Raw genomic sequence first — 15,796 nt, forward strand, 5'->3', positions numbered from 1 at the left:
CCACCTGCAATCATCACTATTCGGATAGCACCATGACCCAGATATACGACTACATCATCGTCGGCGCCGGTTCGGCAGGTTGTGCCCTGGCCAATCGCCTAAGCCGGGAAGCCAGCCGCCGCGTTCTTCTGCTTGAAGCCGGCGGCAAAGACAGCAACCCCATGGTGCATATTCCGCTGGGCTTTGCTTTTACCATGAAAGACCCCAAAACAAGCTGGTGCTACAAGACAGAACCTGAGCCCCATCTCAATGATCGCGAGCTCGATTGGCCTCGGGGCAAGGTCCTGGGTGGCTCCAGCTCGATCAATGGCATGGTATACATCCGGGGTCAAAAAGAGGATTACGATGCCTGGGCCAAAGCGGGCAATCGCGGCTGGGGCTACGACGATCTGCTGCCCTATTTTCGTCGATCGGAACACAACGTACGCGGCGCCAGCCGATATCACGGCATTGGCGGCGGACTCTGGGTCGACGAACCGACCGACAAAATGGAGCTCGCCCAGCTTTATATCCAGGCGGGCATTGAATCTGGAATCCCCTACAACGAAGATTTCAACGGCGAACGCCAAGAAGGCATCGGCTACTACCAGCTCAATATCAAGGATGGCCTGCGCCAAAGCAGCGCAAAAACCTTTCTGAAACAGTGCATTGATCGCCCCAATCTCGACTTGCAAACCCATGCCCTGACCACTCGCATCGAATTCGACGGCAAGAAAGCAACGGCCATCAAATACCGCCAGAAAGGTAAAGAAATGCGCGCCGAATGTCGCGGCGAGATCATTCTGTGTGGCGGCACGATCAACTCCCCTCAGTTACTTGAACTATCGGGCATCGGCGATGGTGAGTTCCTGCAGAAAATGGGCATCAAGACCGTTCACCATTTACCGGGTGTGGGTGAAAACCTGCAAGATCACCTCACCGTCAATACCCAATGTTCGCTGACCGATGTCACGACATTTCACGACGAGCTCAAACCACTGGGCATGGTGAAAAACCTTGCCAAGCTCGCCTTCAAACGCAAAGGGTTACTGATTCACCCTGCATCGCAAGTTGGCGCGTTCTTCCGCACAACCGACGAGGTTGAGCGCCCGGACGCTCAGATTCACTTTACTCCCGCTGCGGGCGAGCCCGATGAAAAAGGTCGGATCAACCCCCTTCCCGGCACGACGGCCACCGTGTGCTATCTACGGCCCACAAGCCGCGGATCTGTTCACTTGCGTGCCCGTAATCCGGAAACTCACCCTCTGATTCGTGCCAATTACCTGTCCACCGAGCACGACGTAAAACACACACTGGCCGCAGTGCAGAAGACACGCGATATATTTAAAGCACCGAGCCTAAAAAAATACCATCGTGGCGAATTGATGCCCGGCCCGGACGTTGATAACGACGAAAAGCTGCTTGAATACATCCGCAATATTTCTGAATCAGTCTATCACCCGGTGGGCACTTGCAAGATGGGACACGACGAACTGGCAGTAGTCGATGATCGGCTACGCGTCCATGGCGTAGAAAACCTGCGCATCGCCGATGGTTCCATTATGCCAACCATACTTTCCGGCAATACCAATGCCACCTGTGTTTTGATCGGCGAACGCTGCGCCGACTTTATCTTGAACAAGGAGTGACAATCATGAGCACGCAACCCTCTCTGGACTCCGTCATAGAGCCTCTGCAGCAAACGCTGCAAACCCAGCGCGATGCGTTTTTACGCGAAGGTGAAGTCGCACTGGAAACCCGCGTCGACCGCCTCAATCGTTGCATCGCCATGCTGGTAGACCATCAGAAAGAAATCTGCGCCGCCGTAGACGAAGACTTTGGCGGACGCTCCCGTCACGTTACCTTGATGACCGACATTTTTACTTCGGTAGGCTCGCTCAAGTTTGTGCGGAAAAATCTCAAGAAATGGATCAAAGGCGAAAAACGCAAAGTTCCTGTCCCCATGAACCTGTTTGGGGCCAAAGCACGGGTGCACTACCAGCCTAAAGGTGTCATCGGCATCATGACGCCATGGAATGTACCCGTGAACATGATTTTCAGCCCCCTCGCCGATGCCATCGGCGCCGGTAACCGGGTAATGATCAAGCCATCCGAGTTCACACCCAAAACGGCGGAACTCATGCAGCGACTGTTCAGAGAATACTTTGAGGACAGCGAGATCTGCATTGTTACCGGTGGCGCCGAAGTAGGCGCAGCGTTTAGCAGCCTGCGCTTTGACCACCTCATTTTTACTGGCGCTACCAGCATCGGCAAACTGGTGATGAAAGCGGCCGCAGAAAATCTCACTCCGGTTACCCTGGAGCTGGGCGGAAAGTCTCCCGTGATTGTGTCGGACAGCGGGAATATCGAAGAGTACGCCGAGAAAATTATTGCGGGTAAAGGCATGAACGCCGGGCAATTGTGCATCTCTCCGGACTACTGCTTTGTCCCGGCCAGCCGCCTGGAAGCATTCATCACCGCCTGTAAAAATACGATCAACGAGCTCTACCCAACGATCAACGACAACCCTGATTTTGTGTCCGTTATCAACGAGCGACACTTTGATCGGGTCAAAGGCTATATAGACGAAGCGCGCGAAGCCGGTGCACGCGTGGAAGCTCTGAATCCCGCCAACGAGGATTGGAGCGATCGCAGCCGCCACCGAATTCCACTACACCTGATTGTCGACCCAGCCGACGACCTCACCTGCATGCAGGATGAAATTTTCGGTCCAATCCTGAATATCAAACCCTACCGCACCGTTGACGAGTGTTTGAATTTTATCAATCAGCGGCCGCGCCCGCTGGCGATGTACTACTTTGGCACCGACAAGATCGAACGTGAACACGTGCTTGCCAATTCAATTGCCGGTGGCGTCACAGTCAATGATATCGCCATGCATGTGTCGTGTGACGATCTACCCTTTGGCGGAGTGGGTAACAGCGGCATCGGTAACTACCGGGGCTTCGAAGGGTTCCGCACCTTCAGCCATGCCAAGGCGGTTTATCAGCAGGGTTTTGTCAATTTGGCGAAGCTGGCTGGTACCTTGCCGCCCTATAGTGAAAAAGTCGACAACATGATGGCTCAACAGATAAAAAAATAACAGAACCCTACTGTGCCGCGTGAGAGGGCGGCACAGCAGTACGGATAGGCCGACAGTTGTGAAAATCACCTGAGAACAGCTTCCCACAATCTTTCGACAACAGCATTAACACCAGTTTTACCGAGAGCTTTTGGCAAAACTGCATTGCCCCATTCTTCACCTCCTCACTATGATCGCGAAAATCCCTAATCAACAGGAGTGTTCGCGATGAAACAAAAACTGCTTTTGAGTTTGCTGATTATCGGTGGCGCTGCATCCGGCGCATGGGCTAAGGACGGCTTGATGCTTGGACTGGGTGCCGGCAAGGGCGAGCTCAAACTCGACGAAGGCAGCAATTTCAGCAATGCCGACACCGACGATGAAGACACGACAACAAACGCTTTCATCGGTTACCGGGCAGGAGACGGGCTGGCATTTCAGCTTGGCTATCACGATCTTGGTGAATTCAGCATCAGTAACGGCCTGACGACATTAGATGGCGAAACCCGCTCGCTTTCGCTCTCTGCGCTGGCGGGTCTGCCGCTCACTGAGCGCTTTAGTATTTTTGGGCGCGCTGGTTTTCACCACTGGAACGTAGAAACCCACAGCAATGTATTTGGGCCGCGTGACCGCGATGACGCCAATGGTACCGATGTGATGTATGGCGCAGGCATACGCGGCGAAATCAGCGAGCAGATCGCAATACGTCTGCAGTACGACAGGATGAAACTATCCAATGAAGAAGATGATGCCGACATTGGTGATTACGACGTGGCGTCTGTGGTTATGGAACTGACCCTCTAGGCCACCGGCCTCAAACCAACGGCGATCACCCCGGAGCGGCCCTAGCGGCCGCTTAACGATTTCAACTCGCTGATGATATCTTTCCACACGTGGGGAGACGATTGATACGGCGCATAAATACTCAGACGATCCGCGTCAGCACCGTACTTGTCATATAGCTGCCGGGCTATGGTATCGGGTTCCCCTACCACCGCGAAATGATTGAGAAAATCGTCATCTATTAGTTCCGACATTTCCTGCCACTGCCCCTGCTTGGACATGCGATTAAGCTCCGGGTGTAAATCTGCACAACCCACAGCTTCCATCGGCGGAACATAAGCCGGCGTGGAACCATAGAACGCCAACAGCCCTTTCACCGTCGCTTTCGCAGCGGCAAACTCCTCTTCATTAGCGCCGGTAACGCAAATGGCTGCCACCTGCAGGATAAAATCATCGCGCGAACGGCCCGATTTTTCGAGACCGCGCTGTACAGCCGGCAACTGTCGGTCGTGCACAAAAGGCAGTGTGTTGAATGGATGGACGATGAGGCCGTCGGCAACTTCACCCGCCACTTCCGTCATTTTAGGACCCAAGGCGCCAAGCAAAATCGGCGGCACACCAGCCTCCAGCGGCCCTGGGTTAAACATCGGCGTCATTAGGGTATGTCGATAGTACTTTCCCTGGAAATTGAGCCGCTCGCCGTTTTGCCAACAATTAAAGATTGCCTTGACCGCCTGAATGTACTCCCGCATACGCGGCGCCGGCGGATCAAAATCAAGGCCGAAACGCTTTTCGATATGGGTTTTTATCTGCGGCCCAATACCCAACAGAAACTTTCCTTTTGAAAAACGCTGCAGATCAAAGGCCTGGTAGGCGATATGCGAAGGGTTTCGAGGGAATGCGACGGCAATCCCCGTGGCAATATCGAGCTCGGGACAGGCCTGCGAGGCCAACACCAGCGGAAAAAATGGGTCGCGACTGCCCTCTAATGTATAGATCCCATCGTAGCCAGCTTCAGCACAGCGTTGCGCCTCAGTCACAGCGTTTTCCATATCGGCGTAGAATGGGCCGTCAATTTTCATTGTCATTTTCCTGAGCGTCGAGGTTGGCAGGATAATTTCACTATGCAACCGTATTGTCAAATTACCAATTAGACAGTAGAGTCTGCTATTGAACTATGAGGAGAGACCGTTGCCGGAAGCCAGTAATCTGCGCGCTCAACGCCGCGAACGCACGCGCCTGAAGATTTTGCAATCGGCTGTCAGGGTATTTGCTGAGCTGGGTTTCGATGCCGCCTCCATGGGCAGTATTGCCAGTCACGCAGGCTTGAAAAAGGCCCTCGTGCAATACCATTTCGAAACCAAACTCAAATTGTGGCAGGAGGCGGTCAATCACCTCTGGGCACAGTTACACAGCCTTGAAGCGCAATTACCCCGCCTGAACAACGAACGCACACCGGCGCAGGAGAGAGAAATGCTGCGCGACGTGTTCCGCGCAATCATTCGCTTTGCCAAAGACCACCCCGATTGGGTTGGCATTATGTTTCGCGAGGCCTCCACACCGGGACCTCGTCTAGACTGGTTGGTAGAACAACACTTGCGAAAGGACATAGAGGAAGGCACCCGGTTTGTTGAGCTGGCGCAGGCTCATGGCCTGCTGCCCGCAGGTCCGCCATTGCACATCCTGCATATTATTTCCGGCGCATTGACGTATCTGCTGCTGGTGGCGCCACTCACTAAACGCGCCACCGGCATAAAGCTGACCAGTGATGAATCTCTCGATACTACAGTAGACCTGCTACTGGAGATGCTGAGACCGCGCTAACGATCCAGAAAGCGCGCCACCAATTCATTAAATGCCTCCGGTTTCTCCGCATGCAGCCAATGACCGGTTTCGGATATTACCTCCAGCTCGGCGCGGGGAAACAAGCGGAATATGTCACCGCGATGCTTGTCCTGAATGTAGGCTGACAGCTCCCCCTTGATAAACAGGGTTTCGCCATCAAAGCCGGGCCCTTCCGGTGCCTGGCACAAATCGTCGTAGCAGTGAGCAATAGCTTCCAGATTTAACTTCCAGCGCCAACTCCCACTGTCAGTCCGAGCGAGATTTTTAAGTAAAAATTGCCGTACACCCAGCTCGCTTTCTACCTTCGCCAGCACCCCATCGGCCTCACCACGGCTTTTCAGAGCGCGCAGATCGATTGCACGCAGGGCCGCTAAAGTCTCGTTGTGATGCGGTTTATAGGCAACCGGCGCGATGTCGGCAACCACCAGATGTGAAACCCGTTCTGGATTGCTCAGTGCAAACTGCATTGCCACCTTGCCGCCCAGCGAATGTCCGACTAAGGCCAATTTTTCAACGTTTTCCGCATCTGCAAGGCGTCGAACATCGTCAGCCATCTCTGATAGCGACATCGTATCAAAATGAAATGATTCGCCATGGTTGCGTAGATCAATGCGATAGACACGAAAACGCCCCTCAATAGCGTTGGCCAACTGCGTAAGGTTGCTCGCCGAACCAAACAGTCCATGTAACAGAAAAACGACATTGTCGCCATCACCGGAAACTTTATAATTCAATTGCATAACTGCCTCTTGCCGCCTTTGCTTCTCACAGCGCAAGGCGGTTGGTAGAATCGCCCCCTGTTAATTTTTCAACCGGGAGTTCACTGTGCGATTTATCTGGCTGGCGCTCTGTGCGCTTCTCGCTGCCTGTTCAACGGTTTCTTACAACCCAACCGTTTACCCCTACCACATGGATGAGGAGGCTTTAGAGGCAAACCCGCCCAAAACGCTGCTACTCGCCAGTGTGAATGTCAGTGGCGAGCCGACCCTGTCAATGTTACGGAAAGCAGCCCCAAAAATCGATGAAGAAGTACTCGACAGGCTCAAGAGTCAGGGCTACAAGATAGCACCCACCCATCTGTTTGATAACGCCTGGAACCAGGCACTGTACACCTACGGTGATTTTTACGACCCCACATCCGGCAAGGTTGACCGTCGTAACTGGCAGGCCGTCATGGCCAACACGCTATCCACACTGAAAGTGGTTGGTGGTGTTGACGCAGTCGTTTTTACCGACTTGATTGCGCATGACGTACAACACAGCTCCGGTATGAACCATTACGCGCGCTGGTACGGGGTAACTCGTAAGCCTGCCACGCAAGGTGCCGGCTCTGGGGTCCCCGTAGATTTTAACTGGTCGCAGCCGGTCAAGGCAGCAAGCCTGATCGTCACCATCTATGACCTTAACGGCCGACCGCTGTTTGCCAGCCGCGGTGGCATCGACACCCTATCTGCCATCGATATGCGCAAGCCACATCTGGGCTTTGTGAGACGCGACAAGGTACTCAAAAACACCAGCTTTATTGAAGAGGGTGTCGCGCTGGCGCTGCACCCGTTGATCCCCATGGATCGCTACCCCGGCAAGAAAAAAGGTGACAAAGAGGAAGAAGCAGACGACGCAGAGAAAAGTTCTGACAAATCCGAAGAGTCAGACAAGCGCGAAGATGCTGACAAACCTGAAAACAAAGGTTCCGACGGCGACGCTGGCACAGAAGTACCTTTAGAAGCCGGCGAGACTGAAAATGCAAAAAAGGAAAATAGCACCGACCAACCCGACGGTGCTGAGAAGACAAGCGACACGCCCAAAAATGAGCGCGACGCTGCGGCGCAAAGCACGTCAGAAAAAGTAGACGCTGCTGAGTAACAACGCGTAACTGCGCTCCAGGCACCAGAACACCGCCATCCCACCCATCGTGTAGATGGCGGCAGTGCGCATCAACGGCGCCAGTGAGGCCGATAGCGAGCGCAACATCCAGAACAGCAAGGCTAGCGTTGCGACAAACACGAGCTGCCCAGCTTCAATTCCCACATTAAAGGCTACCAGACCCGCCAGAACATCCCCCTGGGGCAACCCCAGCTCTTCAAGCACACTGGCGAAGCCCAGACCATGTACCAGCCCAAACACGGCGATTAGCGGCCAACGCACGCGCCCACTGCGCTGTGCAAAAGCCTTGTAGCTCAGCTCAACAGCCAAATACAAAATCGTGGCTGCAATCGCAAGCTCCACCCAAACCGCCACTTCGGGAATAATTCTGAGGCTCACCAGCACCAGCGTCACACTGTGACCTACTGTGAAAGCTGTTACTGTCACCAGCAGCTGCCGCCAGGAAGCCGCCAGCAGTAACAGACCGGTGACGAACAACAGGTGATCTATACCGATAAGTATGTGCTCAACGCCCAGCACAAAATACTGTCCGACCACCGCCCAGGTGGAAGGTACGCGGGGAATCTCAAAGGTCTGACTGTCGCGCCGCATCAACTGGCTGTACTGACGATTATCGACCAGGGATATTTTCAACAGCGCGGCAGTACGACTGGCCGTCAACCCGCGAACCTGCAGGGTTTGACCTTCAAGGCCTTCGGCACACGTCATGTGCCAGCGCCATTCTACCGACGTACCCACGGCTTGCTGTGCCGCCTGGGCCATTGTGCACGTCTCGGGGAAAATCGGCTCTGGGCTAACCTGCGCGCTTAAGGCCGGGGTTCGCCACAATACGTTAAACGTCGTCGTACTCTCACCGTCGATCTCGAGCAATGATGGCGCCAATTTATGGCCCCATGCCGGGCTAAACGAGATGAACAGCATCAATAACCACAGATGTTTCATACGTCATCTCCCGGCGCCACGACGTTGTAGCGTTGTCGCAGTTGTTCAATAAAAGCCTGCAAGGCCTGACGTTCGTGATCATCGCGCCAGAGTTGTTCCAGCTTGGCAGCAACATCGTCAATACTGCGGATTGTCGCCGGCACGATATCAGTGACACGCACCAGATGCATTCCATAGGCAGACGGCACCGGTTCACTCCACTGCCCCACAGTCGGTGGTTGCGCCGCCAGTGCATCACTAAATTCAGAGCCAAACATGTAAGTCATATCGCGATAGGATTTATCGCGGAAGGCACGTCCGTGCAAAAAGGGATCTCCGAAACCGGCGGAGTCGGCTCCGCTCCGCAATTCCTCTAGCGCTTGCTGTGCCCGACCTTCGGGGTCTGCGTCGCGGTCGGCGCTAAAAAAAACATGCTGAAAACTCAAACGGGCCGGCACTTGCCAGCGGTCAGTTTCACTCTCATAGATTTGTTCAAGGTCATCTCGCGTCGGTGAAGCCGAGGACGTGCCACGCCCAAGACGCTCCATACGCTGAATCATCCGCCGTCGAATCACCTCATCCGATTCGTGCACGCCCAGCGCGATGGCAGTGCGAATCTTTTCGTCGTCGCTGCCTTCGATGCCGAGGAAGTTAGCGTCGCGAAGCAGTCGCTGCAGCACGACCGCATCATCGCGGTGAAAATTTCGACGCAGCGCTTCAGCGTACAAAATACGGCTATCCAGCTCCTGACGCTCCAGTGCGACAATCTGTATCTGAGTCGGCATTCTGCCGGTCTGTCGCACGAAATCATCTCGTAATTGGAGACGGGTTTCGGCGTCAAGCCCTTCAATATCAATCGGCGCAGTTGCGTCCCGATACATTTGTAGCGCAAAAAGCGCGATTCCAATCACCAGAAAATGCAGCAATGGCTGCCGTAGAAACCGCATTACGTACTAATCCTTGTTCGAGTGTTTTTCGCTCGGGGTGTCATTATTTAGCGTGTCACCGGCTAGAGAATCCGTGTTTGGGGAGTACCAAATGGGAGAGGTCCAAGCTCGCTCCTGAATCACCGGGCGATGCGTGTCGCTGCAACAGGCTTCCAGCCCGCGGGGAATTGTGCCAGGGTTTGCGCAGTTAACCCCATTGGCGACACAAATCTGCTGACTCCAGCGACAGCTCGGATTCTCCACCACACGCGCGTAATAGTACGCATCTTCGGCCGGATCGAAATGGGGATCGGTCCACACTCGGCAAAGATGTTTAAAACCATCGCCCGATTGTTCGCAGGTGAGCGGGTTAACCGATGCGCCATTATTGGCATCGCCTGCCACTTCATAGACACGCTGGCGCTTGTTACCTGCGCCATCTATCCAGCCTTTGATGATCTGGATTCGCTGCAGTGCTGTCCCCGGTGAATCAAGGGTGCCCGGATCCATCAGCGCAGAGACGATAAAGCGCGGGTCTTCCGGGTTCGCCACGGACGGCAACTGCCCGCCCATAGGCACGCCACCCAGGTAGGAGCGTTCAACAAAATCCGGGGCCTCGCACAACTCGCGATCCAGATCCCAGCCGCCAAAAAATCGAACGGACATACGCGGCCCGCTGGTACCATAGGTTTCGCGGCGCTGCATGGCGGCGAAAATCGCATCGCGGCTGTTTTCCTCGGCCCAGACAACCGCCACCCCACCAGGGTTGAACTCCAGGTCATCCGGTAACCCTTTGTTATTGGCTGCCGCTGGCTCCCCTGCCCCGCCATGCCCGGGAAAGTCAGTTTCAGACACAGCCCCCGGCGCACCGAGATGAGTATCTGTACTGGCGATAAAGCCCATTTGGTAGGGGTTGAAGCCGAGCTCTTTTTTCAGCTTAAGGCCATCATTCAGTACATCGCGTAAAAACCCATCGTCCGCTGCTGGCGCCGACCGGGTCAGATTCATGAATTTGCCGGAGAATTTATCATAGGGAAGCTGTTCAAACGCACACAGCTCGTCCTCCATTTGCCCGGGGCCGAAAAAACATTCAGAACTGCCTTTGTGTTGCATGACTTCCACAAGCCGCTCAAGACGACTTCGCTTAGCCTGATCTTCTGCTGTCAGCAGCACGCCGTCGGCGTCCTGCGGACTGAACATGTAGCCGTCGCTCAGGTTTGAATTGTGCGGAATCACCAACGCATCACAGCCGGTGCCGGCATCCAGACAACTGCTTTCAAGGTTTTGCCATAGCCCTCGCGCCGTGGGATTATCGACAAAACTGAATGGCAAATCCGGTACCACTGCGTTGCGAAAAATCACATTGCGATGCAAGTTCGCTAGATTTTCCGAGGCCCCGGTCCACTCATAGCCCACAAAACTCGTGAAATCACAATTGTCACTGCGATCATAACTTTGCTCGGCAGCCTCACGCATTTCCTGCCACGGCGCCAGCGCAGCGGTCAGACAGCGATTGCCATCGTCGCCACACAAACCCAGCCTGCCACCGGCTGACGCCCGCGTATTAAACAGAAAGAAAGCCGCCCGCGGCCACCGGCGATAAACCTTGCACTGCCAAGCGTTATAGCCGTCTACGGAAGGGCTGTTGCACATGCTCACTTCACCAATCAGCTCTGCGTGATCGGTGACAACGGCAAAATCCAGCGGGCGCGCCAGTTTCAGGCTACGGAGCGCTTTTCCCTCGTCATTCCAGGGTTGAATACCGATGCGCTCCCCACGCGCAAAACGGTAGGCCTGCTGGGGCGTGGTACGCGTATCCTGGGTACTGGCGTCGAGCGAGTAACGGGTATGCACGTGGGTATCGCCAAACAGCGGGATTTTAAGTGCGTTGTAATGGCGACAAGGCTGCCGCTCCTCGGTGCGCTCGAAACTCGGCGGCGCCGACCATGCCGGCAAGGCCAGCAGCAGCCACCAGACTATCCAGACCCATCTCACTATTCGATTGCCCCCAAATAAAAACAGCTGTTTTAAAACTGCCCAGAATGATAGGGATATTCCATTATGTTGTCACCCGCTCAAGCCGACATTGGCGCACAATTATTATGGCTTCGCCCAGGCCTTCAGCTTCTGTTCAGTTTACGCATGCCAAACTGCGATCAACACTGGGAACTCGTTCACTGGAGAACAGCATGAAAAACCTCATCGCACTGTGTGGCCTTGCAGCTCTGGGTCTGGGTGCTGAACGGGCGTTAGCGCACGACACCCACACCGAATACGTATGTCACGAAAGCGGCCGTCATTATCACAACACCCACACCTATCATGGCAGCCACAGCTATCATTCGCACAGCCACGACAGGCACAGCAGTCACGTGACGTATACCTATCACAGCCGGCCCCACTACTCGTACAGCTATCATTATTACGAGCGACCCCATCAATACCGTCGCAAGCATCACTATGAGCGCAGTACTACCCGAGTGCGGGTAAATCATGGGCTGAGCGGTAGCCTGAATGTGCGGTTCTAGAGGCATGCACAACCCTGCCGCGATGCGATGGGCTTAGTTCTCCCTGGCTCAGGCTTCACCTGAGCCAAACGCTGCCCCGCCGGCCAGTGCGGGGCCTTTTTCCTAGCAACGGTTTCAGAAAGCAGCAAACCTTATCATCAACCTAGCTCGCAGGCAGCGCAGCTCGCACGCGTGCCATGTGCGCCAGCAATGCAGCGCAAGATTCCGGGACGGTTTCCTTCACCCACGCAGCAAATTCGCAGACTACCAGCAGATCGATATCGGCTTGCGTCAAACTGTCGCCAACCAGGTAGTCGCGCGTTTCGCAGATGCTGTTCATCTGCCTGAAAAACCCTGCCAAACGATCGCGCCCGCGACTGACCAGCGCGGGAATTTGCTCTACTTTGTCGGGCCCAGGCAGCGCCCGATCCTTGAACATATCACCCTGATTTCGCAGCATATCCGCCACCGCCATAAAACCGCTCAAATACAGGCGATGCATCCAGCCCAGTACCTGCGCGCGTTTCAGATTATCGGCACCCAATAGCGGCTTGTCGGGATGCACCCCTTCGAGATAGCTACAGATCGCCACCACATCGACCAGACAGTCACCGCTATCGAGAGCCAGCGCAGGTACCGAACAGTCCGGATTGATCGCTTTATAGCTGTCGCTGAACTGCTCCAGCTTGCCAAGATCAATCTGCTGAGTATCCAGCGTGATGCCCTTGTATTGCATGAACAGCGCAACCCGGCGCGGGTTGGGCGCGATATCAAACGTATATAGTTTCATAGCCTTCCTGATTTATGCGTTTATGAATGAATAGGTGAATCGACAGAGCCGTATAGTGCCGCAAGCCGCACCACATTGCACATACCCCCGGCGCAGTTTTCCACTGCGTTTCAGGCCAATCTTCAGCTGCCGTTCAGGCTGTGCGCTGTACCCTTTTTACCGTAACGACCAAAAGGGGTTTGCCTATGCGAACCGTTGTCAAACTGATCAGTTTTATCTGTGTCATGCCTGCTGTAACTAACGAGGTGTTGGCTGACCATCAGCATACCCACTACGCAAAGGTTGTGAGTAGCGTGCCTATTTACGAAGAGGTTGCCCATGAGCGACCACGTGAACATTGCTGGGATGAAACGGTTTACCATGAATCTCGACGCAACAGCGCAGCCCCCCTGTTGGGAGCCATCATCGGTGGCGTCATCGGCAACAAGATCGCGCACGGCGACCGCGACAAGGCGGTGGGAACCTTCGTTGGCGCGGGTGTCGGCGCCGCAGTTGGCAGCCAGGCGTCCCGACACAACAGCCACTACCATGTGGAACGGCGCTGTGAGACGGTACGCGATGTGCACTGGCAACGAGAGATAGTTGGCTACGACGTAACATATCGCTACCATGGCAATGAATACACGACCCGGCTCCCTTATGATCCCGGGCACAAACTCAAGGTAACCGTGTCGGTTCAACCGGCCCAATGACGTATGAGAAACTTGCAGCACATACATCACTTGAAGGTCTCACTGGCCAGCGCCCTGCTCGCTGCCGGACTCACTGTGTCCGCGCCACTGCAAGCCTTACCCGATCTGGATAGAGTTCCGTCTCTGAGGCCGCCCGCAACCGATCCCTCGCTGCGTCGCAATCTGGTAGAGGAATCGCCAGAGCGTGCGGTAGCAATAGCCGAACAACGCTACAACGGTCGTGCCGTTGGCGCGCGCCACCTCGGTAACGGTGTGTATCGGGTTCGCATTCTGCAGGATGATGGCAAAGTCAAAACTGTGACCGTCAGACCCGATTAACCGCAGCGCCAAACAGGAAAACCAACCATGCGCATACTGATCGTCGAAGACGAGCCAGATCTTCTCGACTACCTTTCGTCGCAGTTCGAGGCCGAAGGTTTTGCCTGTGACACCAGCAGCGATGGCGAAGATGCTCTCTTTATGGGAGAGGAATACAACTACGATCTGGCCATTGTCGATATCGGCCTTCCGAAACTAGACGGCATTCAGGTAGTCTCCCGGTGGCGCACCGCCAATCGCAACTTCCCCGTATTGATACTAACAGCACGAGGCCGCTGGCAGGATAAGGTTGCCGGACTGGAAGCCGGCGCAGATGACTACGTAGTTAAACCTTTCCAGATTGAAGAGATTCTTGCTCGGGCCAACGCATTGATTCGGCGCTCGGCTGGTTACGCAAGCCCTGAGCTTCGCTTTAATGGCGGCATTGTGATTGATTCACGCGCCAAGGTCGTTCGCATTGCCGACACTCCACTAGAGCTCACCACCTTTGAATACAACGCACTGGAATACCTCGCTCACCGCTGTGGCCAGACAGTCTCCAAATCCGAGCTCACTGAACATTTATATGATCAGGACTTTGACCGCGACAGCAACGTTATTGAAGTATTTATTGCCCGTCTGCGTAAAAAGCTGGATCCAGAAGGCACAATCAAACCCATCACCACCGTGCGTGGCCGCGGCTATCGATTAGATCTCCAACCCGAGGAATGAGCACCGCACCGCAGGGCAAGGGGTCAATCATTCGGCGATTGCTACTCGCCAGCCTGCTGACGCTTCCGCTCTTTCTCGGCATCACAGGTTACGCCATTGATCAGGCCCATTCACGGAGCCTGATCGCGGCCCAGCAGTCACAATTACAGCTTCAGTTTTACGGCATTCTAGGCGTCATGGAATGGAGCAACACCCAACCGTTGTCGGTAGAACGTCTGCGCGAACCTAGATTCTGGCAGTTCCGCTCTGGTCTCTACGCTTTCATTCACAGCCGCAATGGCGTTCTACAATGGCAGTCTTCATCCGCCAACTCCATGCAGTATTTGCAGTCTGGATTTTCGGCAGTATCACCTGGCGAAGAAGTTTTTGACACATTTTCTGTGCGCGGCGAAGACTATTTTCGCTACCGCTATCACGTCATCTGGGAGGACGAACACGGCGTCGACTACCCTCTGATATTTACTCTCCTGCAAAACCAAAACACGTTTGAGGCAGAGGTACTGAGTTTTCGCCGCAACATCGCTCTCTGGTTAGGGCTTGCTGGTATTGTGCTACTCCTGATACAGGTCATTGTCATGCGCTGGGGCTTAAATCCACTGGGCAAACTGAGTCGAGAACTACGAGCGCTCGAGACCGGCCAGCGGGATCGACTGGGTGGCGCCTATCCTCAGGAACTTATCAGCATCACGCGTAATCTCAACCGCTTGCTCGACAAGGAACAACAGCAGCGTGAACGCTACCGAAACACCCTGGGAGACCTCGCGCACAGCCTAAAGACTCCGCTCAGCGTGATGCGATCGGCCATCGACAGAAACCGGGACGGGTTGATTAACGAACAGCTCGATAAAATGAACAATATCATCGCTTATCAGCTGCAACGCGCGGTCAGTGCCGGTCCGCATCAACTTGGCAGCAAAACAGCCATCAAACCGTTGCTGAAACGCCTGCTCAATTCACTGGATAAAGTTTACCGGGATAAAGCACTCGGCTTTACGCTGAACTGTGCCGAGCACGACCACCTGGGGATTGACGAACAGGACCTCATGGAGCTAATGGGCAACCTTCTGGACAACGCCTGCAAAGCGGCGCGACATACCGTTTCGGTGACCGCAATCATGCCCAATGACGAAAGCCTGGCCACAGTATTGATTGAAGATGATGGACCGGGTTTCCCCGACGACAAGGTTGAAACCCTGCTACAGCGAGGCAGCCGGGGTGATCAGTACGGAAGTGGGCAAGGCCTTGGTTTATCGGTGGCCACCGACATACTCAAGGCCTACAAAGGTGGCATTACCATTAGCCGTTCATCCCTTGGAGGCGCCCTACTGACTCTCACCCTGCCACGTTAATTGCTGCGC

At 54.7% G+C, this 15,796-nt stretch carries 16 protein-coding genes; 10 read left to right on the forward strand and 6 right to left on the reverse strand.

Annotation, left to right across the window (positions count from 1 at the left end; all coding sequences use genetic code 11):
- Nucleotides 1-32: 32 nt before the first annotated feature.
- The 3 genes from AC222A_RS01010 to AC222A_RS01020 all read left to right on the forward strand — a co-directional run bounded on the left by AC222A_RS01010 (nucleotide 33) and on the right by AC222A_RS01020 (nucleotide 3,865).
- Nucleotides 33-1,628, forward strand: coding sequence for a GMC family oxidoreductase (locus AC222A_RS01010; protein ID WP_486774557.1), 1,596 nt, complete (start codon nucleotides 33-35; stop codon nucleotides 1,626-1,628).
- A 5-nt stretch (nucleotides 1,629-1,633) separates the two neighbouring features.
- A complete protein-coding gene (locus AC222A_RS01015; protein ID WP_372781057.1) occupies nucleotides 1,634-3,082 on the forward strand; it encodes a coniferyl aldehyde dehydrogenase in 1,449 nt (482 codons plus the stop codon).
- 207 nt (nucleotides 3,083-3,289) lie between these two features.
- Nucleotides 3,290-3,865 carry an outer membrane beta-barrel protein gene (locus AC222A_RS01020; protein ID WP_372809371.1) on the forward strand — a complete coding sequence of 192 codons (576 nt, stop codon included), beginning with the start codon at nucleotides 3,290-3,292 and terminating at the stop codon, nucleotides 3,863-3,865.
- Between the two features lie 41 nt (nucleotides 3,866-3,906).
- On the opposite strand, the gene AC222A_RS01025 is transcribed toward AC222A_RS01020, so the two are convergent.
- Nucleotides 3,907-4,926, reverse strand: coding sequence for a TIGR03617 family F420-dependent LLM class oxidoreductase (locus AC222A_RS01025; protein WP_372781061.1), 1,020 nt, complete (start codon nucleotides 4,924-4,926; stop codon nucleotides 3,907-3,909).
- 109 nt (nucleotides 4,927-5,035) lie between these two features.
- On the opposite strand from AC222A_RS01025, the gene AC222A_RS01030 reads away from it, so the two are divergent.
- The gene (locus AC222A_RS01030; protein WP_372747803.1) at nucleotides 5,036-5,668 is read left to right on the forward strand and encodes a TetR/AcrR family transcriptional regulator; all 633 of its coding nucleotides are present in this window, start codon (nucleotides 5,036-5,038) and stop codon (nucleotides 5,666-5,668) included.
- On the opposite strand, the gene AC222A_RS01035 is transcribed toward AC222A_RS01030, so the two are convergent.
- Nucleotides 5,665-6,429 (reverse strand): alpha/beta fold hydrolase, encoded by a 765-nt coding sequence (locus AC222A_RS01035; RefSeq protein ID WP_372747804.1) that lies wholly within the window; start codon nucleotides 6,427-6,429, stop codon nucleotides 5,665-5,667. The genes AC222A_RS01030 and AC222A_RS01035 overlap by 4 nt on opposite strands.
- An 85-nt stretch (nucleotides 6,430-6,514) precedes the next feature.
- On the opposite strand from AC222A_RS01035, the gene AC222A_RS01040 reads away from it, so the two are divergent.
- Nucleotides 6,515-7,552 carry a hypothetical protein gene (locus AC222A_RS01040; protein ID WP_486774558.1) on the forward strand — a complete coding sequence of 346 codons (1,038 nt, stop codon included), beginning with the start codon at nucleotides 6,515-6,517 and terminating at the stop codon, nucleotides 7,550-7,552.
- Here the strand turns inward: AC222A_RS01040 and AC222A_RS01045 are convergent.
- Genes AC222A_RS01045 through AC222A_RS01055 form a run of 3 tightly spaced genes read right to left on the reverse strand, consistent with a single transcriptional unit; the run spans nucleotide 7,526 to nucleotide 11,415 of the window.
- Nucleotides 7,526-8,515, reverse strand: a complete 990-nt coding sequence (locus tag AC222A_RS01045) for a HupE/UreJ family protein (RefSeq protein ID WP_372747806.1) — start codon at nucleotides 8,513-8,515, stop codon at nucleotides 7,526-7,528. The two genes, AC222A_RS01040 and AC222A_RS01045, sit on opposite strands and share 27 nt — an antisense overlap.
- Entirely contained in the window at nucleotides 8,512-9,441 is a 930-nt protein-coding gene (locus AC222A_RS01050; RefSeq protein WP_372747807.1) for a peptidyl-prolyl cis-trans isomerase, read from the reverse strand. The genes AC222A_RS01045 and AC222A_RS01050 overlap by 4 nt, the downstream gene beginning before the upstream one ends.
- Nucleotides 9,442-9,447: 6 nt before the next feature.
- Nucleotides 9,448-11,415, reverse strand: a complete 1,968-nt coding sequence (locus tag AC222A_RS01055) for a DUF3604 domain-containing protein (protein ID WP_372747808.1) — start codon at nucleotides 11,413-11,415, stop codon at nucleotides 9,448-9,450.
- A 194-nt stretch (nucleotides 11,416-11,609) separates the two neighbouring features.
- Between AC222A_RS01055 and AC222A_RS01060 the strand changes: the two genes are divergently transcribed.
- A complete protein-coding gene (locus AC222A_RS01060; protein ID WP_372747809.1) occupies nucleotides 11,610-11,948 on the forward strand; it encodes a hypothetical protein in 339 nt (112 codons plus the stop codon).
- 142 nt (nucleotides 11,949-12,090) lie between these two features.
- Here the strand turns inward: AC222A_RS01060 and AC222A_RS01065 are convergent, their stop codons facing one another.
- A complete protein-coding gene (locus AC222A_RS01065; protein ID WP_372747810.1) occupies nucleotides 12,091-12,717 on the reverse strand; it encodes a glutathione S-transferase family protein in 627 nt (208 codons plus the stop codon).
- A gap of 185 nt (nucleotides 12,718-12,902) precedes the next feature.
- On the opposite strand from AC222A_RS01065, the gene AC222A_RS01070 reads away from it, so the two are divergent.
- Genes AC222A_RS01070 through AC222A_RS01085 form a run of 4 tightly spaced genes read left to right on the forward strand, consistent with a single transcriptional unit; the run spans nucleotide 12,903 to nucleotide 15,787 of the window.
- Nucleotides 12,903-13,409 (forward strand): glycine zipper 2TM domain-containing protein, encoded by a 507-nt coding sequence (locus AC222A_RS01070; RefSeq protein WP_372747811.1) that lies wholly within the window; start codon nucleotides 12,903-12,905, stop codon nucleotides 13,407-13,409.
- A 3-nt stretch (nucleotides 13,410-13,412) separates the two neighbouring features.
- A complete protein-coding gene (locus AC222A_RS01075) occupies nucleotides 13,413-13,727 on the forward strand; it encodes a PepSY domain-containing protein (RefSeq protein WP_372747812.1) in 315 nt (104 codons plus the stop codon).
- A 27-nt stretch (nucleotides 13,728-13,754) separates the two neighbouring features.
- Nucleotides 13,755-14,438 (forward strand): response regulator transcription factor, encoded by a 684-nt coding sequence (locus AC222A_RS01080; protein WP_372747813.1) that lies wholly within the window; start codon nucleotides 13,755-13,757, stop codon nucleotides 14,436-14,438.
- Entirely contained in the window at nucleotides 14,435-15,787 is a 1,353-nt protein-coding gene (locus AC222A_RS01085; protein ID WP_372747814.1) for an ATP-binding protein, read from the forward strand. The genes AC222A_RS01080 and AC222A_RS01085 overlap by 4 nt, the downstream gene beginning before the upstream one ends.
- The last annotated feature ends 9 nt before the right edge of the window (nucleotides 15,788-15,796 follow it).

The organism is Litorivivens sp. (genome assembly GCF_057445395.1).